This is a genomic window from Neisseria oralis (assembly GCF_045062685.1).
GTDB classification, from domain to species: Bacteria; Pseudomonadota; Gammaproteobacteria; order Burkholderiales; family Neisseriaceae; genus Neisseria; species Neisseria oralis.
Map to the genome: position 1 here is coordinate 121,931 of NZ_JBJGEB010000005.1, position 23,401 is coordinate 145,331.

Sequence of the window (23,401 nt, forward strand, 5' to 3'; positions counted from 1 at the left end):
CAAGATAATATTTTGCTGTTTTAGGTGTTGGGTTTATAGTTGCTTTATTCAAAAATTACAAATACTTACGCATTAGCTCGCATTTGACCCTGACCGTTTCGTTCAGCGGCAATACCGCTGCGCCCAGCGATTCGTAACCGTTCAGCCGGTAAAACGGAACAGAGTTTAACGAGGCGTAGAGTTTCATAAAACTCAGGCCAGCGCGCGCAGCCAGTTCTTCGGCGCGGGAGAGCAGCGCGGTGCCTAAACCTTGGTTGTGGACGAACGGATGAACGTAAAGCGCGTCAAGTTGTGCTTCTTTGAAGTCCACTTGGAAAAAACCTTGTACCACGCCTTTATATTCGACCACCCACAATGCTTTCTTCTTGTCTTCCATCGCTTCGATATAGCTTTCCATCCCCAGTAGCTCTTCCCATGCCTGTAATACGCGCTCGTCGTAACTGCGGATGCAGGTATATTGCACGGCGTGGCGGTGGGCATTGTGGATGAAGCGGCAGTCTTGCCGGTTAGCGGGGCGGAGTACGGTCAGCAGGCTCATGTTCGGGTTTGGTAAACGGGTTTCAGACGGCCTTTGAAGAGTGAGGCCGTCTGAAAAAGGTTAAAACGTCAGATTGGAATTAAATATGTTGAATGATAAAGATAAACCGGTTCGGCATCAAGGTATCGGCATAGGGTTTGGCTTTCAGACGGCCTCTGAATACGTCAAAGCAGGCTGCGGAGTTTTTGCGACTGTTGCAGCGCAGCATCGGCATCGGCGGCCAAGACGGTGAAATGTCCCATTTTGCGGCCTTTCCGCGCGGCTTTTTTGCCGTATAGGTGCAGGTGTGCATTCGGATGGCTTTGCAACGGCAGCCAATTCGGTTCGCCGCCGTCTTCCTGCCAAACGTCGCCCAAAATATTCGCCATGCAACATGAAGAAAGCAACTTGGTATCGGCGGGCGGCAGATTGCACATAATGCGTACCTGCTGCTGGAACTGGTCTGCGGCGCAGGCATCCAGCGTATGGTGGCCGGAATTGTGCGGGCGCGGGGCGATTTCGTTGACGACTAATTCATGCGTGTCGCCGACGACGAACATTTCTACCGCCAACACGCCGACATAATCCAATTCGTCCGCCAAGCGTTGCGCCATCTGCCGTGCCTGTTGCTGCACGTCGGCACTCAGCCGCGCAGGAACGATGGAGTAAGCAAGGATGCCGTTTTCGTGGATGTTTTCGGCAGGATCGAAGGTTTGCACGTTTTCATCGTTCAGACGGCATACGATCACGGAAATCTCGCCGCGTAAATCCACCATTTTTTCCAAAACGCAATCCACACCGCCGTGTTCGGCAAACGCGGCTTTGAGTTCGTCCACCGTTTTGACGCGGATTTGACCTTTGCCGTCGTAGCCCAAAGTGGCCGTTTTCAGGATGCCGGGCAAGAATTGCGCGCTTTCTTCGCTGATGTCGTCTGAACGGCAAACCACTTGATACGGTGCGGTTTGCAATCCCGCTTTGCGTATCCACGCTTTTTCCTGAATGCGGTTTTGCGCAATGGCCACGCAGTCGCCACTGGGGGAAACGTTGGTATGTTTTGCCAGAAAGCGCATCGCGTCGGCATTGACGTTTTCAAATTCAGTAGTAACCGCCGCGCATTTTGCCAACTCGTCCAAAGCGGCTTGGTCGTCAAACGGCGCGCACAAATGGCGGTCGGCAAATTCCGCCGCCGGCGCGTCCGGATCGGGGTCGAGAACGGTTACTTTGTAGCCCATGGTTTTGGCGGCAACGGTAAACATTCTGCCTAACTGGCCGCCGCCGAGGATGCCGAGCATGGAAGGAGGGAGGATGGGGGATTTGTTCATGGTGTTTTAATCTGTCTGTGTTCTGCTGTTTATTTCAGGTCGTCTGAAACCGTCAATCCGTCATTCCCGCCTGCGCGGGAATGACGAAATTCAAGGGGTACTAGGGTTAATTTACATGTTTTATGGAAATGATGGTTATTTAATAATTTCAAACCATAAATCCTGCCAACCTGGATTTTTCTCTTCAATAAGGCGCAGCTTCCATTGCCGATTCCATTTTTTCAATTGCTTTTCCCTGGTAATGGCGTGTTCCATCGTGGAATGCAGTTCATACCAAACCAACATGGTTACATGATGCTGATTTGTAAATCCTTGCGCCAAATGTTCTCTATGTTGGTAAACACGTTGGATAAGATTGGATGTTACACCGATATACAGCGTTCCGTTTCTTTGGCTGGCGAGTATATAAACGGCAGGTTGCATCATGTTTCTGCAAAAAAAATCTTAATCCGTCATTCCCGCGTAGGCGGGAATCCAGGTCTCAATCTTTCAGAAATATTTAGAGATTCCCGTAATTTCAAATTTCTGGATTCCCGCCTACGCGGGAATGACGGATTAAGATTTTTATAAACAAAATCAGATTAATAACTTACTTACTGTTACAGTTACTAATTCACCATTATCAATATGATCATTAAAATCTGACACTTTTGTTTCTCCTCCTGAAGTTGTATTGGTAACAACTGTTTTTGAGCCATTAGAGGAAGATACTTCAATGATCAAAGTGTATTCATCAGTATTATCTACAATATTTAAGGCCTGTTTCACTTCTTTAGTGAGCGTGATAGATTTTTTTGCATTTTGTACATTTGTAATAAATTTTAATTGGATGATTTGCATAATAAATATTTCTAAATAATAAACATTAGTAATAAAAAACAGGTCGTCTGAAATTTATTTATCCAACCCTTCCTGCACCATCTGCGCCGCCCGAACCACCGCTCGGGCTTTATTCTGCGTTTCCTGCCATTCGGAGGTCGGGTCGGAGTCGGCGACGATACCTGCGCCGCTTTGGACGTATAGCGTGTTGTTTTTCACTACAGCGGTACGGATGGCGATTGCCAAATCCATGTCGTTGTTGAAACCCCATACGCCGACGGCGCCGCCGTAGATGCCGCGTTTGCTTGGTTCGACTTCTTCTATGATTTCCATGGCGCGGACTTTGGGTGCGCCGGAGAGTGTGCCGGCGGGGAACGTGGCGGCGAGGATGTCCATGTTGGTAACGTCCTCTTTCAGACGGCCTTCGACGTTGGAAACGATGTGCATCACATGGGAGTATTTTTCAATCACCATTTTATCGGTTACTTTGACTTCGCCCGTTTTGCTGATGCGGCCGACGTCGTTGCGCCCTAAATCGATAAGCATGACGTGTTCGGCGATTTCTTTGGCGTCGCTTAATAAATCCTGCTCGTTGGCAAGGTCTTCGGCGGGGGTTTTGCCGCGCAGGCGCGTACCGGCTATGGGACGGACGATGACGTCGTCGCGTTCGCGGCGGACGAGGATTTCGGGCGAGGAACCGACGATGTGGAAATCGCCGAAATCGTAGTAAAAGAGATAAGGCGAAGGGTTGAGCGTGCGCAGAGCGCGGTAGAGGGCGAGCGGGCTGTCGGTGAATTCCATGCTCATGCGTTGGCTGGGGACGACCTGCATGCAGTCACCTGCGAAGATGTAGTCTTTGATTTTATCGACGCAGGCTTTGAACGGTTCTTCGCCGAACTCGCTGACGGCTTCGGTGTGTTTGCTGCCGAGCGAGAGCGGGATGGCGCAGCTTTGGCGCAACTGGGTGCGGATGTCTTCAAGGCGTTCGCGGGCGCGTTCGTAGCCGTCGGGCTGCGAGGGATCGGCGTAAACGATGAGGTAGATTTTACCGCTCAAATTGTCGATAACCGCCAATTCTTGCGACAGCATCAGCAAGATGTCGGGCGTGCCGAGCGGGTCGGCTTTGGCGGTGTTTTTCAGGCGGTGGGCGAAGTGTTCGAAATTGTAGATGGTTTCGTAACCGAAGTAGCCGACCAGTCCGCCGGTAAAGCGCGGCAGACTTGGGATTTCGGGTGTTTTGAAGCGGTTGTGGAAGGCTTCGATAAAGGGCAGCGGATTGCCGTCGTGTTGCTCGACGATTTCGCCGTTTTGATAAACATCGACGTGTTTGCCGCTGGCTTTGAGATAGTGGCTGCAAGGCAGCCCGATAAAGGAATAGCGGCCGAAACGTTCGCCGCCGACAACGGATTCGAGCAGGTAGGTATAGGGGCGGTTGGCAAGTTTGAGATAGAGGGAAAGCGGTGTATCCAAGTCGGCAAGGAGTTCTTGCACGAGCGGGATGCGGTTGTAGCCTTGGGCGGCTTGGGCTTGGTATTCTTGTTTGCTGATCATGTTTCACTCCGTTGAAGCGGATGTTTCAGACGGCCTGGCGGAATGGCCAACGCGTTTGTTTTTCTTTGATAGCGTTGCCGCGCTTTGCTGCCTTTATTGAGAAATAGTTGCGTCGGATATAGATGTTAAAGAATGTGAAAAGTATAGCAGTTTATCGGTTGGCGGTGAATCAGGCCGTCTGAAAAGGAAAGAGCACTATCGGGCGGATAGTGCTCTTGCCAAACGGGTTCAGAGGGCCGGGGAGGTTTTGCTTTTGCGGCTGTTTTTCCATTTGAAAAAGTAACCGGCGCATATGGGTATCAGCGCGAGGATGAATTTGAACGTCCAGCCTGCGTACCACGGTTTGTTCACGATAATGGCTTGGCTTTCCATGCCCGGTACGACGATGTTTTTTACGGCGTACCAATCGAGGAACGGCCACCAGCAGGCGACCAGCAGGCCCAGTAGGACGGGCCAGATTAATCGGCTGTAATTGCGCTGCCATAAGGAAAAGCTCGCTGCGGCCCAAATCAGGGTCAGGGCGGCAATCAGCAGAGAAGTTTGCGCGGGCGCTCCGAAATAGCCGCAGAGGAAGTAGGTCAGGATGACCCATAAAACGGCTAAAACCAACATAATCAATTCTTCGGGGCGTTTGAACATTGCAGGTCTCCGGACGGAACAGTGGATTTTGCCCACTATACCCCAAATCACCGCCGCTGTTAAGGAAGGCGGCGGGCCGAAAGAGTTTCAGACGGCCTGATTCTGTGGCAGAATCATTTATATTGATACGAAGGACGGGATATGGCGGCAAAAATCATCATCAGCGGCCACAGCAGCGGCTTGGGAAAAGCGCTGGCCGAGCTTTATTTGGAACAGGGTTGTCCGGTTTTGGGGATTGCACGAAGGATGCTGCCGCCACGGGAGGGCTTGCAACAGTGTACGCTGGATTTGTCCGACAGCGGAACGCTGGCCCGCTGGCTTGAAAGCGGTGCGCCGAAGGCATTTATAAACGGTGCGGACGAGCTTGTCCTCATTAATAATGCAGGCACGGTTGCTCCAAGCGCAGTATGCGGTAGGCAGAGGCCGTCTGAAATTGCGGCGGCGGTGGCGTTGAACGTTGCCGCACCGCTGATGCTGACGAACCATGTTTTGGCCGTGAGGCCGGAAAGCCTGCCTGTGAAAATCGTACACATCAGCAGCGGTGCGGGACGCAAGGCGTATCCGGGCTGGAGCGTGTACGGTGCGACCAAGGCCGCGCTTGACCATCATGCACGCTGCGTGGCGGCCGAAGACCGGCGCAACGTCGCCATAGCCAGCATTGCGCCGGGCGTGGTGGATACGGCGATGCAGGCGGAAATACGCGGCCTGCCGCAGGACGAATTTCCGGTGCTGCCGCGTTTTGTGCAGCTCAGGCGGGAGAACGGACTGGCTTCGCCCGAATCGGCCGCCGCGCTGATTGCGGCGATGATAGCGGATGAAGATTTCGGCGGCGAGGTTATTGAAGACGTGCGCCGCCGGCAGGAATTGAAAGAGACTTTTCAGACGGCCTCCGCTTTGAGGGAGAGGCCGTCTGAAACATAAAATCAGGAGCGATGCGATGAGTACGGATTTCCAATCGACTTTGAAAGCCTTGGGCAAACAGGCGAAAAAAGAAGCTGAAGCGCGTGCGGAAGAAGCCGCCGCAGCCCGCAGGCGCGATGAAGACAATATCGATTTCGCCAAAGCGGTGGGCGGGGTTACGCCTTTGAAAGACAGCCGCAGATATGAGGCGCCGCGCGACCGTTCGCCGATTAAGCCGCGTCCGAAAGAGGCCGGTGCGTTGGCGGAGGAAGATTATTTTTATGTCGGCAGCGGCGGTTGCGACGAACCGCCCGCCTCGTTCAGCAAAAACGGTCAGGGCAAAAACGACATCCAACGCCTGCGCAACGGCCATTATCCGGTTGTGGCCGATGTGGACTTGCACGGCTACACGCAGGAAGAAGCGCAGCAGGTATTGAACGAATTTATCGAGTTCACCAAAAAACGCGGCGTGTGCGGCGAAATCATCCACGGCAGCGGCTTGGGTTCGGCCGGTTACAAACCGGTTTTAAAAAATATGACGCGACGATGGCTGATGCAGCATCCCGACGTATTGGCGTATGTCGAACCGAGGGCGGGCAACGACGGAGCGGTCAGGATTCTGCTCAAGCGCAGCCGTAGGGAAGAAGGTTAAATTTTTAAACATTAGCCTGAGGCCGTCTGAAAATTCGTTTTCAGACGGCCTCAGGCTTTGTCAGAACGGCAGGTACAAATAATGGTGTCATGATTTACCGTTTTTAACGGTTGCCCGTTTGGTATGTCAAACCCGTTTCCTTGCAGGAAAACTACTTGAAAATCATTCCTATCTTTTCGTATGGTTTGTTTGTTATTTGAAAATTGTCCGAAATGTTTTCGTTTTCGTTCTGAAAGTTTTAATCTTGCAAGTTAAAGGTTGCCAAATTACATCGTCGGCCCGTCCCGTTCCTGTTGCTGCAATTTGCCAGCAAATCCAATAACTGATACGATTTGCCCCGGAATAAAACACGAATATGGCTGGATTTGCAGGCAGTTATCCCGTGAATCCGTTAACTTTTTGAAATTAAAGGTTGATACCGTATTTGCTTCGGTTTTAGGAATCTTCGTTTGTGTTGGTAAATTTTCGCAAACGAAAAATTAAAGAAAAGGCCGCCGAAAAAGCAGCCGTTTGTAACATTCAATAGAAGGATAATGATATGTCCACCCAATTACACGATGTTGACCCTATCGAAACCCGCGAGTGGTTAGACGCATTAAGTTCGGTACTGGAATACGAAGGCAGCGAACGTGCGCAGTACCTGCTGGAAAACTTGGTGAAATACGGCCGCCGCAACGGTGTGCGTATGCCGCACGGGACAACTACTCCGTATGTCAATACCATTGCGAAAAGCGATGAAAAACCGATTCCGGGCGACCAAGCAATCGAGCACCGCATCCGTGCGTTCGTCCGCTGGAACGCGGCAGCCATCGTATTGCGTGCTGGCAAGAAAGATTTGGAATTGGGCGGACACATCGCATCTTTCCAATCTTCGGCCACCATGTACGAAGTCGGTTTCAACCATTTCTGGAAAGCCAAAGGCGAAGGTGAGGAAGGAGATTTGGTGTTCTTCCAAGGCCACTCCGCACCGGGTATGTATGCCCGCGCCTTTGTTGAAGGCCGTCTGACAGAAGAGCAGTTGAACAATTTCCGTCAGGAAACCCAAGGCAACGGCCTGCCGTCTTATCCCCACCCGCACCTGCTGCCCGATTTCTGGCAGTTCCCGACCGTGTCTATGGGTCTTGGCCCGCTGATGGCGATTTATCAGGCCCGTTTCCTGAAATACTTGGAATCGCGCGGCTTGGCCAAAACCAAAGGCCGCAAAGTATGGGTGTTCTGCGGCGACGGCGAGATGGACGAACCGGAAAGCCAAGGCGCAATCGCATTGGCCGCCCGCGAAGGCTTGGACAATCTGATTTTCGTCATCAACTGCAACCTGCAACGTTTGGACGGACCGGTGCGCGGCAACGGCAAAATCATTCAGGAATTGGAAGGCAACTTTACCGGCGCCGGCTGGAACGTAGTGAAAGTCATCTGGGGCAGCCGTTGGGACAAACTGCTGGAACGCGATACAGACGGCATCCTGCGCAAACGCATGGAAGAATGTCTGGACGGCGACTATCAGACTTATAAATCCAAAGACGGTGCATATGTGCGCGAACATTTCTTCAATACCCCCGAATTGAAAGCATTGGTCGCCGACATGACCGATGACGAAATCTGGGCATTGAACCGAGGCGGACACGACCCGCAAAAAGTATATAACGCCTACGACCGCGCGGTGAATCATGCCGAAGGCCGTCCGACCCTGATTTTGGCAAAAACCATTAAAGGTTACGGTATGGGTGCCGCAGGCGAAGGTCAAAACGTGGCGCACCAAGCGAAAAAAATGGACAAAGCGTCCCTGAAACAATTCCGCGACCGCTTTGACATTCCCGTTACCGACGAGCAAATCGAAAGCGGCGACCTGCCTTACCTGGCTTTCGCTCCCGACAGCGAAGAATACAAATACCTGCATGCGCGCCGCGAAGCTTTGGGCGGCTACCTGCCTCAACGTCATCCGACACAAGAGGTATTGGAAGTGCCTGAGTTGTCCGCATTCGATGCACAACTGAAATCCAGCGGCGATCGTGAATTCTCGACCACGATGGCATTTGTCCGCATCCTGTCCACCTTGTTAAAAGACAAAAAAATCGGCAAACGCATCGTGCCCATCGTGCCCGACGAGAGCCGTACCTTCGGTATGGAAGGCATGTTCCGCCAATACGGTATCTGGAACCCGAAAGGACAGCAATACACCCCGCAGGACAAAGACCAACTGATGTTCTATAAAGAATCGGTTGACGGCCAAATCCTGCAGGAAGGTATTAACGAACCGGGTGCGATGGCTGACTGGATTGCTGCGGCAACCAGCTATGCCAACAGCGATTTTGCCATGATTCCGTTCTATATCTACTACTCTATGTTTGGTTTCCAACGTATCGGCGACTTGGCATGGGCTGCCGGCGATATGCACGCACGCGGCTTCCTGCTGGGCGGTACTGCCGGCCGTACAACGCTGAACGGTGAGGGTTTGCAACACGAAGACGGCCACAGCCATGTTCAGGCCGACCTGATTCCCAACTGCGTCACCTACGATCCGACGTTCCAATACGAAGTGGCCGTTATCGTACACGACGGTCTGCGCCGTATGTATGCCAACAATGAAGACGTGTTCTTCTATATGACCCTGATGAATGAGAACTACACCCATCCGGATATGCCCGAAGGTGTGGAAGAGCAGATTCTGAAAGGTATGTATCTGTTGAAATCAGGCGGAAAAGGCGATAAGAAAGTACAGTTGATGGGTTCAGGCACTATCCTGCAGGAAGTGATTGCCGGTGCCGAATTGCTGAAAGCCGATTTCGGCGTGGAAGCTGACATTTGGTCTTGCCCGTCGTTTAACCAACTGCACCGCGACGCCATCGAAGTGGAGCGCTATAACCGCCTGCACCCGTTGGAAACAGCCAAAGTGCCGTTCGTTACTTCTCAGTTGAAGGGTCATGAGGGTCCGGTGGTTGTCGCTACTGACTACATCCGCAGCTATGCCGACCGTATCCGCGCCTATGTGCCTAACGACTACCACGTTTTGGGTACCGACGGTTTCGGCCGTTCCGACAGCCGCGCCAACCTGCGCAGCTTCTTTGAAGTGGACCGTTACAGCGTAGCCGTAACCGCCTTGAGCGCATTGGCCGAACAAGGCAAAGTCAGCAAAGAGACCGTTCAGCAGGCTATTGAAAAATACGGTATCGACGTAAGCGCGTCTCCGAGCTGGAAACGCTGATGGCAGTTTCAGACGGCCTCTCGTCTGGTGAGACCGTCTGAAACCGAATAAACCTGCCGTGTGCAGAAATAATTTGCAGGCCGTCTGAAAACATTTCAGACGGCATCAACAGAAATTAAAAGGAACTCAGATGAGTATCGTAGAAATTAAAGTGCCTGATATCGGCGGTCATGAAAACGTTGATATTATCGCCGTAGAAGTCAAAGCGGGCGACACCATCGCCGTTGACGACACCCTGATTACACTGGAAACCGACAAAGCCACTATGGACGTACCTGCCGATGCAGCAGGCGTTGTTAAAGAAGTGAAAGTCAAAGTCGGCGACAAAATCTCCGAAGGCGGCGTGATTCTGACCGTTGAAACCGGTGCTGCCGCAGCTGAGGCTGCTCCGGCTCCTGCCGCTGAAGCACAACCTGCGCCTGCTGCCGCTCCCGCAGGCGGTGCAACCGTTCAAGTAGCCGTTCCCGACATTGGCGGTCATACTGATGTAGATGTAATCGCCGTTGAAGTCAAAGTTGGCGACACCGTTGCCGAAGACGACACGCTGATTACTTTGGAAACCGACAAAGCGACCATGGACGTACCTTGTACTGCCGCCGGTGTCGTTAAAGCCGTATTCCTGAAAGTCGGCGATAAAGTGTCCGAAGGTACTGCCATTATCGAAGTGGAAACCGCCGGTTCTACCGCAGCTCCCGCTCCTGCTCAAGCCGCTGCGCCGGCAGCAGCACCTGCTCCGACTGCCGCACCTGCTGCAGCTCCGGCTCCTGTTGCCGCTCCGGCTCCTGCCGCGGCCAAAATCGACGAAGCCGCTTTCGCCAAAGCACACGCCGGTCCTTCCGCACGCAAACTGGCGCGCGAATTGGGCGTAGATTTGGGTCAAGTCAAAGGTACAGGCTTGAAAGGCCGTATCATGGGCGATGACATTAAGGCCTTTGTGAAATCTGTAATGCAAGGCGGTGCGGCGAAACCTGCTGCTGCCGGCGCATCTTTGGGCGGCGGTCTGGACTTGCTGCCGTGGCCTAAAGTGGACTTCTCCAAATTCGGCAATGTCGAAGTTAAAGAATTGTCCCGCATTAAGAAAATTTCCGGTCAAAACCTGTCCCGCAACTGGGTAGTTATCCCGCACGTTACCGTTCACGAAGAAGCGGACATGACCGAATTGGAAGAATTCCGCAAACAGCTGAACAAAGAATGGGAACGCGAGGGCGTGAAACTGTCTCCATTGGCGTTCATCATCAAAGCCTCCGTTTCTGCGCTGAAAGCCTTCCCTGAATTCAACGCTTCTTTGGATGGCGACAATCTGGTTCTGAAAAACTACTTTAACATCGGTTTCGCAGCCGATACACCGAACGGCTTGGTTGTTCCCGTTATCAAAGACGTGGATCAAAAAGGTCTGAAAGAAATCAGCCAAGAGCTGACCGAATTGTCTAAAAAAGCCCGCGAAGGTAAGCTCAAACCGCAAGAAATGCAAGGCGCCTGCTTTACCATTTCCAGCTTGGGCGGCATCGGCGGTACAGGCTTCACTCCGATTGTGAACGCACCTGAAGTCGCTATTTTGGGCGTGTGCAAATCCCAAATCAAACCGGTTTGGAACGGCAAAGAGTTCGCTCCTCGCCTGATGTGTCCGTTGAGTCTGTCCTTCGACCACCGCGTCATCGACGGTGCCGCCGGTATGCGCTTCACCGTATTCTTGGCGAACCTGTTGAAAGACTTCCGCCGCATTACCCTGTAATCCGAGCGTATTTCAGACGACCTTCGGCAAACAATCCGACAGGTCGTCTGAAAACAGAAGTCCGAATATCATTCAGAAAGATTAGACATGAGCTTAGTTGAATTGAAAGTGCCCGACATTGGCGGACACGAAAATGTAGATATTATCGCGGTTGAAGTGAACGTAGGCGACACCATTGCCGTTGACGATACCCTGATTACCCTGGAAACCGACAAAGCGACGATGGACGTGCCTGCCGAAGTTGCGGGCGTGGTCAAAGAAGTCAAAGTCAAAGTCGGCGACAAAATCTCCGAAGGCGGCTTGATCGTCGTCGTTGAAGCCGAAGGCGCGGCTGCTGCTCCTAAAGCCGAAGCATCTGCTGCCGCTCCTGCGCAAGAAGCCCCCAAAGCTGCCGCTCCTGCACCGCAAGCGTCGCAATTCGGCGGTTCTGCCGATGCAGAGTACGACGTGGTCGTATTGGGTGGCGGCCCCGGTGGTTACTCCGCTGCATTTGCCGCTGCTGACGAAGGCTTGAAAGTTGCCATCGTTGAGCGTTACAAAACCTTGGGCGGCGTTTGCTTGAACGTCGGCTGTATCCCTTCCAAAGCATTATTGCACAACGCTGCCGTTATCGACGAAGTGCGCCACTTGGCTGCCAACGGCATCAAATACCCCGAGCCTGAACTCGACATCGACATGTTGCGCGGCTACAAAGAAGGTGTGGTTTCCCGCCTGACTACCGGTTTGGCAGGCATGGCAAAAGGCCGTAAAGTGGACGTTATCCAAGGCGACGGTCAATTCTTGGATCCGCACCACTTGGAAGTGTCGCTGACTACCGGCGACGTGTACGAGCAAGCTACGCCTACCGGCGAGAAAAAAATCGTTGCGTTCAAAAACTGTATCATCGCAGCGGGCAGCCGCGTAACCAAGCTGCCGTTTATCCCTGAAGATCCGCGCATCATCGATTCCAGCGGCGCTCTGGCTCTGAAAGAAGTACCGGGCAAACTGCTGATTATCGGCGGCGGTATTATCGGTCTCGAAATGGGTACGGTTTACAGCACGCTGGGTTCACGCCTCGACGTTGTTGAAATGATGGACGGCCTGATGCAAGGTGCGGACCGCGATTTGGTGAAAGTATGGCAAAAACAAAACGAATACCGTTTTGACAACATCATGATCAATACCAAAACCGTCGCAGTCGAGCCGAAAGAAGACGGCGTTTACGTTACCTTCGAAGGTGCAAACGCGCCGAAAGAGCCGCAACGCTACGATGCCGTATTGGTTGCCGCCGGCCGTGCGCCTAACGGCAAACTCATCAGCGCCGAAAAAGCAGGCGTTGCTGTAACCGACCGCGGCTTCATCGAAGTAGACAAACAAATGCGTACCAATGTGCCGCACATCTACGCCATCGGCGACATCGTCGGTCAGCCTATGTTGGCGCACAAAGCCGTTCATGAAGGCCACGTTGCCGCTGAAAACTGCGCCGGACACAAAGCTTACTTCGACGCACGCGTGATTCCGGGCGTGGCTTACACTGCTCCCGAAGTAGCATGGGTTGGCGAAACCGAATTGTCTGCCAAAGCATCCGGCCGCAAAATCACCAAAGCCAACTTCCCGTGGGCTGCTTCCGGCCGTGCGATTGCCAACGGTTGCGATACCGGCTTCACCAAGCTGATTTTTGATGCCGAAACCGGCCGTATCATCGGCGGCGGTATCGTTGGTCCGAACGGCGGCGATATGATTGGCGAAATCTGTCTGGCCATCGAAATGGGCTGCGACGCGGAAGACATCGGCAAAACCATCCACCCGCATCCGACCTTGGGCGAATCCATCGGTATGGCTGCGGAAGTGGCACTGGGTACTTGTACCGACCTGCCGGCTCAAAAGAAAAAGTAATGCCGGAAGCAGCGGTTTGAGTTAACTGCCGCCTAGGTATTTATTGAATGGAGGCCGTCTGAAAAATGTTTTTCAGACGGCCTCTTATGATGCGTGATGGTAAATTCAAAGTGTTTGCATACTCTCGAACCGCCTCATCATGCCACTGACGGGGTCTTGAAACTCTATACTTTTCGCCAACAGCTTTAACGGTTTGCCGTAGTCTTCCTCCGCATCGGACGGAACGGGGTAATACATGTCGTTTAGAATCGGTATGCCCAGACTTGTCATATGTACGCGCAGTTGGTGCTTTTTGCCGGTCTGCGGGTAAAGGCGGTAAAGGCTGGTGTCGCCGCGGTTTTCGAAAAGCTCGATAACGGTGTGGGCATTGGGTTCGCCGTCGGTTTCCTGCGTCAGAAAAAATCTTTCACCGCGCACCAGGCGGGAGCTGATTCGGTGGGGATAGCGCAAGTCAGTGCGCGTCGGAGCGAGGGCTTCGTAGGTTTTACGGACGGCTTTGTCTTGGAACATGGCCTGATAATGACGACGGATTGCGGGGTTGTGCGACAGCAGCATCACGCCCGCCGTGTCTTTGTCCAAACGGTGTACAGGCGTGATGTCGCCGACGTTTAAGTGCTGTAACTCGGGGCGCAGGCGCAGGCGGGTGAGCAGGGTTTCGTGCAGGAAGCGGCCGCTGGGAGTAACAGGCAGAAAGTGCGGTTTGTCCACCACAATCAGATGCTCGTCCACATACAGGATTTTCTCGTCAAACGGAATGCGCGGCTCGCTGTCACGGCTGGTTTCTCGGTAGTAATACATGACTTCGCCCGCTTTAAACGGCGTGTTTTCGTTCAGCGGTACGCCGTCCGCACCGACGACGGAACCGCTGTTGAGCCGCCGCCGCCAGTTGTCTTCGCCGACAAAAGGGAAATGCGTGCAGAGGAAATGCAGTAGCGGCAGACCGTAAAACCGTTTTTCGTGCGGCAGAACCAGATAGCTGGGTTTGATACCGTCGCGCAGGGGTAGGGGATTGATGCGTTTTTTCATGAGGCCGTATTTTACGGTAAATTTTCCGCAAAATGCCGTGTTTCAGACGGCCTTTTCTTCCGCAGGCCGTCTGAAACACGGAAAACGCAAAATCGGCTATAATCGCAGTTTCCCGAAATTCCAAGCCTTAAATAACGATATTGAAATGGCACAAAAAATCCAATCCGTAAAAGGCATGAACGACCTTTTGCCCGTCGAACAAAAAGATTTCAAGCTCACGGCCGCTTTTTGGCAGGCGTTTGAAGACACGGTCGGCCGCTGGACGCGCGCCTACGGTTATCAGCAGATACGCACGCCGATTCTGGAGCAGACCGGGCTGTTCGTCCGTTCCATAGGCGAAGAAACCGATGTAGTCGGCAAGGAAATGTATACTTTTTCCGATTCCAACGAATCTTTGAGCCTGAGCCTGCGCCCCGAAGGCACGGCTTCCTGCCTGCGGGCGGTGGTCGAACACAACCTTTTATATAACAGCCCGCAGAAACTATGGTATATGGGGCCGATGTTCCGCCGCGAGCGGCCGCAGAAGGGGCGTTACCGCCAGTTTCATCAAGTGGGTATCGAAGCATTGGGATTCGAAGGGCCGGATGTCGATGCGGAAATCATCGCCATGTCCGCCGATTTGTGGGACAAGTTGGGCATCCGCGATTATCTGACTTTGGAAATCAACAGTTTGGGTAATCGAGAGGAACGCGCCGCACACCGACATGCTTTGGTTGATTATCTCGGCAGGCATCAGGACAAAATGGATGAAGACGACAAACGCCGTCTGAAAACCAATCCCTTGCGCGTATTGGACACTAAAAATCCCGCTTTGCAGGAAGTTTGCAACTCTGCGCCGCGCTTGATTGATTATTTGGGCGATGCGTCCCGAGCGCATTATGCCCGCCTTAAAGCCATGCTGGACGGATTGGGCATCCGTTATATCGAAAACCCGCGGCTGGTACGCGGTTTGGATTATTACAACCAGACTGTATTCGAATGGACGACCGACAAAATCGGTGCGCAAGCCACCGTGTGCGGCGGCGGGCGTTACGACGGGCTGATTGAAGAGCTCGGCGGCAAACCTGCCCCTTCCATCGGTTTTGCCATGGGTATCGAACGCCTGCTGCTGCTGGTACACGAATACGGGTCGCTGCGTGCCGATGCCGCGCCCGACGTTTACGCGGTGCATCAAGGAGAGGGTGCGGATTTGCAGGTGATGAAATACGCCCGTTTGCTGCGCGACGCAGGATTTAACGTGTTGCAGCATTCCGGTTCGCAAAGCCTGAAAGCCCAAATGAAAAAAGCCGACGGCAGCGGGGCGCGCTTCACCCTCATCGTAGCGCAGGACGAACTGTCTTCCGGCAGTGCAACGTTGAAAGACATGCAGGGACGGTACAGTCAGCAAACCGTTGCCGCCGCCGATTTGATTAATACTTTACAACAATGGAAGAACGCATAAATGGCCGCTCATTTGGAAGAACAACAGGAACTCGACGATTTCAAATATTTCTGGAAAAACTGGGGGCGTTGGCTGTTTGCGCTGCTAATTGCCGCCGCCTTGGGGTATCTAGGCTACATTATTTATAAAGATCACAAAATCAGCCAAAATCGGGAAGCCGCCGAAGTGCTGGCGCAGATGGTTGACAAAGCCCAATCCAAAGCAGATTCAAAGCAGATTAACGCCGATTTGCTGAAATTGCAGCAGGATTATTCCGATACCGTGCCGGCGGCACAGGCGACTATGATGGTGGCGGCGACCGAATTTGACGCAGGCCGCTATGATACGGCGGCGGGACATCTGAATTGGGTGTTATCCAACCAAAAAGCCCCGCTGATTCAGGCATTGGCCGCGCAACGTTTGGCCGTGGTATTGTTGCAGCAGAAAAAATACGATGCCGCGATTGCAGCCTCGAATACGAAAGTTGAAGCCGATTTCGAGCCGCTGCTTTTGGAAGCGAAAGGCGATGTTTACGCTGCACAAAACAAAACCAAAGAAGCCGCGCAAAGCTATCAGCAGGCTTTGGAAAAGCTGCCAAAAGACGCCATTGAACGCGAATTGCTGCAAATGAAGCTGGATTCGCAAAAATAAGGTCGTCTGAAAAATTGAGAGACGTATGCGGCTTGTCGGAATCTTTCCGGCAAGCCTTGTCTATTTTAATTGTGTTCCACTATATTTTCAGACGACCCTTTGTTTGAATATGTATCATGCAGGGACAAGATTCGCCGAACAGGTCGTCTGAAAAGGCAGATTATTTGGCTTTGTATTTGAGTAGAAAATACATAGGTACGATATAAAAGAGCGTGCTAATAATTAATGAGACTATGATTTTGAGTGGTTGGTCTGTTTGATAAACGCCGAGCAATAAGCCAATCCCGAAATTCACAGGGAGAAAAATGAATAGTGATGTTAAGATGATCTTTTTCATTGCGTAAAATCCATTAATTATGACCGGATGAAACTTGTCATACCGTATTTGAAGTTGATGGACACAGACAAGTTCCCCAAGTCGAAGATGGCTGTACGGGATGGATATTCCGGCTCAAGCCATTGTTGCTGTTGCATCCCGTTTCAGACTAGCCCTTATCCTTTTTAACCTACCGTGTTTTGAAAAACACCTGCTCGTGTTGCAGGTTCGCTTCCGAACCGACACTTGACACAGAAAGACCCCATCATGAAACCCACCATCGCCCTTGTCGGCCGCCCGAACGTCGGTAAATCCACCTTGTTCAACCGCCTGACGCGCACCAAAGATGCGCTTGTGCACGACCTGCCCGGCTTGACCCGCGACCGCCATTACGGACACGGCAAAATCGGCAGCAAACCTTATCTCGTCATCGATACCGGCGGTTTTGAGCCGGTTGTGGACAGCGGCATTTTGCACGAAATGGCGAAGCAGACTTTGCAGGCTGTCGATGAAGCCGACGCCGTCGTGTTTTTGGTGGACGGCCGCACAGGTCTGACCCCGCAAGACAAAATCATCGCCGACCGTCTGCGCCAAAGCCCGCGCCCCGTTTATCTGGCGGTAAACAAAGGCGAGGGCGGCAACAGAGCCGTGCTTGCCGCCGAGTTTTACGAGCTGGCATTGGGCGAGCCGCACGTTATTTCCGGCGCGCACGGCGACGGCGTGTATTACCTGATTGAAGAAATTTTAGAAAAATTCCCCGAGCCTGAAGCCGAAGAAGCCGATGTAAAACATCCCGTTTTTGCCGTTATCGGTCGTCCGAATGTCGGCAAATCCACGCTGGTTAACGCCATTCTCGGCGAGGAGCGCGTGATTGCCTTCGATATGGCAGGCACGACGCGCGACAGCATCCACATCGATTTCGAACGCGAAGGTAAACCGTTTACCATCATCGATACCGCAGGCGTGCGCCGTCGCGGCAAAGTTGATGAGGCGGTGGAAAAGTTCTCCGTTATCAAAGCCATGCAGGCGGTTGAGGCGGCAAACGTTGCCGTTTTGGTGTTGGATGCGCAGCAGGACATCGCCGACCAAGATGCCACGATTGCCGGTTTCGCCTTGGAAGCAGGGCGCGCGCTGGTGGTTGCTGTCAATAAATGGGACGGCATCAGCGAAGAGCGCCGCGAACAAATCAAACGCGACATTTCCCGCAAACTGTATTTCCTCGATTTTGCCAAGTTCCATTTCATTTCCGCATTGAAAGAACGCGGCATCGACGGATTGTTCGACAGCATTCAGGCCGCCTACAACGCCGCCATGATTAAGATGCCGACGCCGAAAATCACCCGCGTCCTGCAAAGCGCCATCGAGCGCCAACAGCCGCCGCGCGCAGGTTTGGTGCGCCCGAAAATGCGCTATGCCCACCAAGGCGGCATGAATCCGCCCGTGATTGTGGTACACGGCAATTCGCTGCACGCGATTTCCGACAGCTATACGCGCTACCTGACCCAGACGTTCCGCAAAGCCTTCAACCTGCAAGGCACGCCGCTGCGGATTCAATACAATGTTTCGGAAAACCCGTATGAAAATGCGGAAGACAAACCGAAGAAAAAACCGCTGCGCCGCGTCAGCCTGAGCAACCGCATCGAAAAACGCGAGGGCCGCAAGGAAGAGAAAAACCGTTTTAAAAAGAAAACCAAAGTCAGCGTGAAAAAACAGCACAGCAAATAAATAAGAAATTTCCGTCTGGCGGCCGCGCGGTAAACATAAAAGGCAATTCAAACGGGGTATATTTCATTAGCACTGAACTTTTCCGCACCGTGTTTATCCTACTATGAAGTCTGCCGACTAAAGTGCTGGAGGTTTGCATATTCTTACCCAAAATTATTGGTAAAAATTTGCATTCAGGACTACAATCAACAATCCAAGCTTTTTACGCTTATCTTAAAATCATAATAACGGAGTTAAAGAATATGACAGCTAAAGGACAACTTTTACAAGATCCTTTTTTGAATGCACTGCGCAAAGAGCATGTGCCTGTGTCCATTTATCTGGTAAACGGTATTAAATTGCAGGGGCAGGTTGAATCATTTGACCAATATGTTGTGTTGTTGCGTAACACTTCGGTAACGCAAATGGTTTACAAACACGCTATTTCGACGATCGTTCCGGCCCGTGCAGTAAGTCTTCAGCATGAAAACAAGCCGCAGCAGCCCGCCAATGCACCTGTTCAGGTAGAAACAGTACAACAGTCTGCCGAATAATCAAGGATTGGAAAATGCCTTACCGTATTGCGGTAAGGTATTTTTTATGGCAGACGGATTTTCAGACGGCCCGACTGTTCAAATTACTTTTGTATTAAGCAATCAAAAATATGTATTTGGAAAATATTCTGCCTTTTGCCCACCATCTGCTTAGAGGCCGTCTGAAAAACGGTGATGCCGCACTCGACGGTACGGCGGGCAACGGCCATGATACGCTGCTGCTGGCGCAATGCGTGGGCGGCGGTAAGGTGTGGGCTTTCGATGTCCAGCCGCAGGCTTTGCAGCAGACGCGCCGCCGCTTGGAGGAAGCGGGTGTTAGTGCGGAGTTGATATGCGACGGGCACGAAAAGCTGGCGGATTATGTGGACAGGCCACTGACGGCGGCGGTGTTCAATTTCGGCTGGCTGCCCGGCGGCGATAAAACCTGCACAACGCAGGCGGCTACCAGTGTTGCCGCTTTGTCGGCGGCGGTATCGTTTTTGGAGGAAAGCGGCCTTTTGGTGGCGGTGCTGTATCCCGGCCACGAGGCGGGTTTTGCCGAGGCCCAAGCCGTCGAGGAATGGGCGGCCGCTTTGCCGCAACAGCAGTTTGCCGTATTGAAATATGTGTTTACCAACAGACAAAACCGGCCGCCGTATCTGCTTGCGATTGAAAAGTTACGTCAAAAATGAATGTTTGCGGTAGAATACGTTGCAATTCGATATTTTAAAAACAAACCGCTATGCAATATTTGTTCGTTAAAAACATGCACATGACTTTCGCGGTCGTGACTATTTTTCTGTTCAATATCCGTTTCTTTTTGTTGCTTTCCAAGCCGGAGAAACCGCTGGCCGGCATTTGGAAAGTGTTGCCTCATCTGAACGACACGATGCTGCTGTTTGCCGGACTCTGGCTGATGAAGATTACGCATTTTACCCCGTTTGGCAATGCAAACTGGTTGGGTGTCAAAATCCTGCTGCTGTTGGTCTATATCGGTTTGGGCGTGGTCATGATGAGGGCGAGGCCGCGTTCGCCGAAATTCTTTATTACTTATCTGCTGGCGATGGCGTGCGTGGGCAGCATCGTGTATCTGGCGATGTACAAACCGTTTTGACAGGCCGTCTGAAAGTGTTTCCATGTTGAAGACAGCCGTTATTGCCTTGGGCAGCAACCTGCAAAACCCCGCATCGCAGGTGCGTGCGGCATTGCAAGCCGTCGGCGGGCATCCCGCCATCCGCATCAATAAAATATCCTCGCTTTATGTTACCGCGCCGGTAGGTTATGACGACCAACCCGATTTCATCAATGCCGTCTGTGCGGTGGAGACCTCGCTCGGCGCGGAGGAACTGTTGGCGGAGCTGAACCGCATCGAAGCGGCTTTCGGCCGCGAACGCAGTTTCCGCAATGCGCCGCGCACGTTGGATTTGGACATCATTGATTTCGACGGCCGCAGCAGCAATGACCCGCATCTGACGTTGCCGCATCCGCGTGCGCATGAACGCGGATTCGTCATGTTGCCGTTGGCGGAAATCCTGCCGGCCTTCCGTTTGGGAGACAAAGGCACGGCTGCGGAGCTTGCCGCCGAACTGGGCGGTTCAGGTGTCCGCCTGTTGGATGAAGGTGCGGAACAGGATTGAACGAGAGGCCGTCTGAAAACCGTCCGCCGTGTTTTCAGACGGCCTTGCAGTGTTTTAAAACCAATGATGTAAATAACAGAGAAATATTATGAACTACCGTTATATCGTCGTCGAAGGTTCCATCGGCAGCGGAAAATCCGAATTGAGCCGCCGGTTGGCCAAGCATTTCGAGGCGTTGCACCTGACCGAGAGTCCCGAACGCAATCCGTTTTTGGAGCAGTTTTACCTCAATGCCTCCAATCACGGCTTGGCGACCGAGTTGTTTTTCCTGATGCGCCGCGCCGAAAATGTAGACATTATCAATGCGGAGGAAGACAAAGGCGGTCGCATCATCGCCGATTTTTTGTTGGAAAAAGACCAGATTTTTGTGCCCGTGGTTTTGAAAGATCCTGAGCAAACCTTATTTTGGGAACTGCGCCGCAAAATCATGCCGCAATATCCCGTTCCCGATTTGGTGGTGTATCTGCAAACTTCCGGCGAGGCCGATACCAAGCGCCTGCAACGGCGCGGCGACGGTATATTGAGTATGTTCCCGAGCGGCTATCTGGGTAAAATCCAGCAGGAATACAGCCGTTTCTTCCATCTTTATCAAAACGCGCCTTTATTAATCGTCAATGCCGACGAACTGGATTTTGCGGGCAACGACGAGCATTTCGATATGCTGCTCCAGGCGATGGGTGGAATGCAGGGCAGCCGCCGTTACCTGAATCTGCGTGAGGCCGTCTGAAAAGGAAATGATGATGCCGAAATACGAATTTACCCTGCCGTCAAGCAGCGGTGCGGAATTTAATTCCGCCGAACACCTGCCGCTGGTCGTTTACTTCTACCCGAAAGACAACACACCGGGTTGCACCACCGAAGGGCTGGATTTCAATGCGCGGCTGGCGAAGTTTGAAAAACTGGGCTATACCGTCGTCGGCATTTCGCGTGACGGCGTGAAGTCGCATCAGAATTTTTGCACCAAACAAGGTTTCCGATTTGAATTGCTGAGTGATAAAGACGAAACCGTGTGCAAACTGTTTGATGTCATCAAGCTGAAAAAACTCTACGGCAAAGAATCCCTCGGCGTCGAGCGCAGCACTTTCGTGCTAAACGCGGAAGGCGAAATCATGTACGAGTGGCGCAAGGTCAAAGTGGGCGGTCATGCGCAGGAAGTATTGGAAACATTGGGCGGATAATGGAGAGGCCGTCTGAAAACATAATGCGCCGCCGTTTCAGACGGCCTCGGCATATGGTTTCGGCGTTATCTGGATATGGACGAACTCATCGACAAACTGCTCGAACACCTCTGGTTGAACCACCGTCTCAGCCAAAACACCCTGCAAAGCTACCGCCGCGATTTGGAAAAGGTCGCCGCAAGATTGCGGCAGGGCGGGAAGGACTGGTTTGGCGCGGCGGCCGAAGATTTGGCCGCCGCCGTTTATGTTCCGGAGGAAAAGGCCAGTTCGCAGGCACGGGCGTTGTCGGCCTGCAAACGGCTGTATGCGTGGCTGGAAGAAACGGAAAAGCGGGCGGACAATCCCACTCAATTCTTGACCTCTCCGCACAAAGAGCAGCCATTGCCCGGCCTGATTACCGAAGCCCAGATTGAAAAATTGCTTGCCGCCCCCGATGTCGATACCCCTCATGGCCTGCGCGACAAAACGCTGCTCGAAGTCATGTACGCTACCGGTTTGCGCGTTACTGAAGCCGTGAAACTGAAAATGTCGGATTTGGACTTGAACAAAGGCTGGATAAACATCATAGGCAAGGGCGACAAGCAACGTTATGTACCGCTGGGGGAAGAGGCGGTCTACTGGATAGAGCGGTATTGCGCCGAATCTCGGCCGCTGCTGCTGAAAAACAAAATCTGCGACGAGCTTTTCGTCAGTCAGAAAAAAAGCGGCATTTCACGTCAGCTGGCTTGGATGATCGTGAAGGAATATGCAGATGCGGCAGGTATCCGTTCGCTTAGCCCGCACGGCCTGCGCCACGCCTTTGCCACCCATTTGGTCAACCACGGCGCAGACTTGCGCGTAGTACAGATGCTGCTCGGCCATGCGGACATCAGCACCACACAGATTTATACCCATGTCGCCAACCAGCGCCTGAAGGAATTGGTCGGGAAACACCATCCGCGCAGTTAATCCTACTTTCGGCGGTATTCAACGTAACGGGTTGCAGCAGGTTTGCCAACGGGTACATTGTGGCGGAAGTATCTGCCGCTCCGTCCGCAGGCCGTCTGAAAAATACGGAACGCTTTGCAGAAAGAATTTTTAAAAGGAAACGGAACAACATGAAAACCAGCGCACGAAACCAGTTTGCCGGTATCGTTAAACGCATCAAAAATGGTGATGTCGGCAGCGAAGTAACGATTACGCTGCCGGGCGGTCACGAACTGGTGGCCATGATTACCCGCGAAAGCTGCAACGATTTGGGGCTGAACGTCGGCAGTGCGGTTATTGCCCTAATCAAATCGACCGCCATCATCATCGCCACCGATTTGGAGCACATCAAACTTTCAGCCAGAAACCGTCTGAACGGTCTGATTTGTGAAGTGGAACGCGGGGCGGTCAACTCTGTGATTACGATGGACCTAGGTAGCGGTTTGAGGTTGACGGCGGGCGTTACCTTGCAAAGCACGGAACAACTCAACCTTCATCCGGGCCAACGCGCCACCGCGATATTTAAAGCGGGCAGTGTAGTGTTGGGTGTGCTGGCTTAGAGGAGGGGTATCAGTATCTTATCTGTCTGTTGCAAGATTTTTCGGCGCATTTTGTGAATGGAAGTGGTTGGATATATCAAATACCAATTTAATTAAAATATATTTTATTTTGGTGATTTCAATTCAAAATGAAAAAACGATAGAAATTTATCGTAGCAATTTGTCTGATTGTTGCTTGCAATGCAAACAGTTTTTATTTAT

23 protein-coding genes are annotated in these 23,401 nt (G+C 52.4%); 16 read left to right on the plus strand and 7 right to left on the minus strand.

Going from position 1 to position 23,401, the window contains the following annotated elements:
• Positions 1–55 precede the first annotated feature (55 nt).
• From ACI43T_RS06365 to ACI43T_RS06390, 6 genes are all read right to left on the minus strand, one after another.
• On the minus strand, positions 56–538 hold the full coding sequence (locus ACI43T_RS06365) for a GNAT family N-acetyltransferase (protein ID WP_009173171.1): 483 nt from the start codon (positions 536–538) through the stop codon (positions 56–58).
• Between the two features lie 164 nt (positions 539–702).
• On the minus strand, positions 703–1,839 hold the full coding sequence (locus ACI43T_RS06370) for a 5-(carboxyamino)imidazole ribonucleotide synthase (protein WP_405385971.1): 1,137 nt from the start codon (positions 1,837–1,839) through the stop codon (positions 703–705).
• A gap of 135 nt (positions 1,840–1,974) precedes the next feature.
• Positions 1,975–2,262 (minus strand): GIY-YIG nuclease family protein, encoded by a 288-nt coding sequence (locus ACI43T_RS06375; protein ID WP_107145223.1) that lies wholly within the window; start codon positions 2,260–2,262, stop codon positions 1,975–1,977.
• A gap of 153 nt (positions 2,263–2,415) precedes the next feature.
• Positions 2,416–2,679 carry a hypothetical protein gene (locus ACI43T_RS06380; RefSeq protein WP_009173173.1) on the minus strand — a complete coding sequence of 88 codons (264 nt, stop codon included), beginning with the start codon at positions 2,677–2,679 and terminating at the stop codon, positions 2,416–2,418.
• Between the two features lie 54 nt (positions 2,680–2,733).
• Positions 2,734–4,209 (minus strand): anthranilate synthase component I, encoded by a 1,476-nt coding sequence (gene trpE / locus ACI43T_RS06385; protein WP_405385973.1) that lies wholly within the window; start codon positions 4,207–4,209, stop codon positions 2,734–2,736.
• Positions 4,210–4,437: 228 nt separating this feature from the next.
• The gene (locus tag ACI43T_RS06390) at positions 4,438–4,848 is read right to left on the minus strand and encodes a membrane protein (RefSeq protein WP_009173175.1); all 411 of its coding nucleotides are present in this window, start codon (positions 4,846–4,848) and stop codon (positions 4,438–4,440) included.
• 141 nt (positions 4,849–4,989) lie between these two features.
• On the opposite strand from ACI43T_RS06390, the gene ACI43T_RS06395 reads away from it, so the two are divergent.
• From ACI43T_RS06395 to lpdA, 5 genes are all read left to right on the plus strand, one after another.
• Positions 4,990–5,769 (plus strand): SDR family NAD(P)-dependent oxidoreductase, encoded by a 780-nt coding sequence (locus ACI43T_RS06395; RefSeq protein ID WP_405385975.1) that lies wholly within the window; start codon positions 4,990–4,992, stop codon positions 5,767–5,769.
• A 16-nt stretch (positions 5,770–5,785) separates the two neighbouring features.
• The gene (locus tag ACI43T_RS06400) at positions 5,786–6,400 is read left to right on the plus strand and encodes a Smr/MutS family protein (RefSeq protein ID WP_405385977.1); all 615 of its coding nucleotides are present in this window, start codon (positions 5,786–5,788) and stop codon (positions 6,398–6,400) included.
• A gap of 538 nt (positions 6,401–6,938) precedes the next feature.
• A complete protein-coding gene (aceE, locus tag ACI43T_RS06405; RefSeq protein WP_009173178.1) occupies positions 6,939–9,602 on the plus strand; it encodes a pyruvate dehydrogenase (acetyl-transferring), homodimeric type in 2,664 nt (887 codons plus the stop codon).
• A 130-nt stretch (positions 9,603–9,732) separates the two neighbouring features.
• Positions 9,733–11,334: a dihydrolipoyllysine-residue acetyltransferase gene (gene aceF, locus ACI43T_RS06410; RefSeq protein WP_405385980.1), complete on the plus strand. Its 1,602-nt coding sequence runs from the start codon at positions 9,733–9,735 to the stop codon at positions 11,332–11,334.
• A gap of 87 nt (positions 11,335–11,421) precedes the next feature.
• The gene (lpdA, locus tag ACI43T_RS06415; RefSeq protein WP_405385982.1) at positions 11,422–13,209 is read left to right on the plus strand and encodes a dihydrolipoyl dehydrogenase; all 1,788 of its coding nucleotides are present in this window, start codon (positions 11,422–11,424) and stop codon (positions 13,207–13,209) included.
• Positions 13,210–13,314: 105 nt separating this feature from the next.
• Here the strand turns inward: lpdA and ACI43T_RS06420 are convergent, their stop codons facing one another.
• Positions 13,315–14,235 carry a pseudouridine synthase gene (locus ACI43T_RS06420; protein ID WP_377080959.1) on the minus strand — a complete coding sequence of 307 codons (921 nt, stop codon included), beginning with the start codon at positions 14,233–14,235 and terminating at the stop codon, positions 13,315–13,317.
• A 145-nt stretch (positions 14,236–14,380) separates the two neighbouring features.
• Between ACI43T_RS06420 and hisS the strand changes: the two genes are divergently transcribed.
• The 11 genes from hisS to ACI43T_RS06475 all read left to right on the plus strand — a co-directional run bounded on the left by hisS (position 14,381) and on the right by ACI43T_RS06475 (position 23,200).
• Positions 14,381–15,676, plus strand: a complete 1,296-nt coding sequence (gene hisS, locus ACI43T_RS06425) for a histidine--tRNA ligase (RefSeq protein ID WP_405386101.1) — start codon at positions 14,381–14,383, stop codon at positions 15,674–15,676.
• Positions 15,677–16,306: a YfgM family protein gene (locus ACI43T_RS06430; RefSeq protein ID WP_405385985.1), complete on the plus strand. Its 630-nt coding sequence runs from the start codon at positions 15,677–15,679 to the stop codon at positions 16,304–16,306.
• A gap of 583 nt (positions 16,307–16,889) precedes the next feature.
• The gene (der, locus tag ACI43T_RS06435; RefSeq protein WP_377080966.1) at positions 16,890–18,347 is read left to right on the plus strand and encodes a ribosome biogenesis GTPase Der; all 1,458 of its coding nucleotides are present in this window, start codon (positions 16,890–16,892) and stop codon (positions 18,345–18,347) included.
• A 242-nt stretch (positions 18,348–18,589) separates the two neighbouring features.
• Positions 18,590–18,880: an RNA chaperone Hfq gene (gene hfq, locus ACI43T_RS06440; protein WP_009173185.1), complete on the plus strand. Its 291-nt coding sequence runs from the start codon at positions 18,590–18,592 to the stop codon at positions 18,878–18,880.
• Positions 18,881–18,990: 110 nt separating this feature from the next.
• Positions 18,991–19,551, plus strand: a complete 561-nt coding sequence (locus ACI43T_RS06445; protein ID WP_377080969.1) for a class I SAM-dependent methyltransferase — start codon at positions 18,991–18,993, stop codon at positions 19,549–19,551.
• 50 nt (positions 19,552–19,601) lie between these two features.
• Complete coding sequence (locus tag ACI43T_RS06450; protein ID WP_405385988.1) at positions 19,602–19,973, plus strand: SirB2 family protein; 372 nt, start codon at positions 19,602–19,604, stop codon at positions 19,971–19,973.
• 22 nt (positions 19,974–19,995) lie between these two features.
• Entirely contained in the window at positions 19,996–20,496 is a 501-nt protein-coding gene (gene folK, locus ACI43T_RS06455) for a 2-amino-4-hydroxy-6-hydroxymethyldihydropteridine diphosphokinase (protein ID WP_405385990.1), read from the plus strand.
• A gap of 88 nt (positions 20,497–20,584) precedes the next feature.
• Positions 20,585–21,223, plus strand: a complete 639-nt coding sequence (locus ACI43T_RS06460; RefSeq protein ID WP_297958669.1) for a deoxynucleoside kinase — start codon at positions 20,585–20,587, stop codon at positions 21,221–21,223.
• 13 nt (positions 21,224–21,236) lie between these two features.
• Entirely contained in the window at positions 21,237–21,674 is a 438-nt protein-coding gene (locus ACI43T_RS06465; RefSeq protein WP_405386103.1) for a peroxiredoxin, read from the plus strand.
• Positions 21,675–21,749: 75 nt separating this feature from the next.
• Complete coding sequence (xerD, locus tag ACI43T_RS06470; protein ID WP_405385992.1) at positions 21,750–22,622, plus strand: site-specific tyrosine recombinase XerD; 873 nt, start codon at positions 21,750–21,752, stop codon at positions 22,620–22,622.
• A 149-nt stretch (positions 22,623–22,771) separates the two neighbouring features.
• Positions 22,772–23,200, plus strand: a complete 429-nt coding sequence (locus ACI43T_RS06475; RefSeq protein WP_297958671.1) for a TOBE domain-containing protein — start codon at positions 22,772–22,774, stop codon at positions 23,198–23,200.
• The last annotated feature ends 201 nt before the right edge of the window (positions 23,201–23,401 follow it).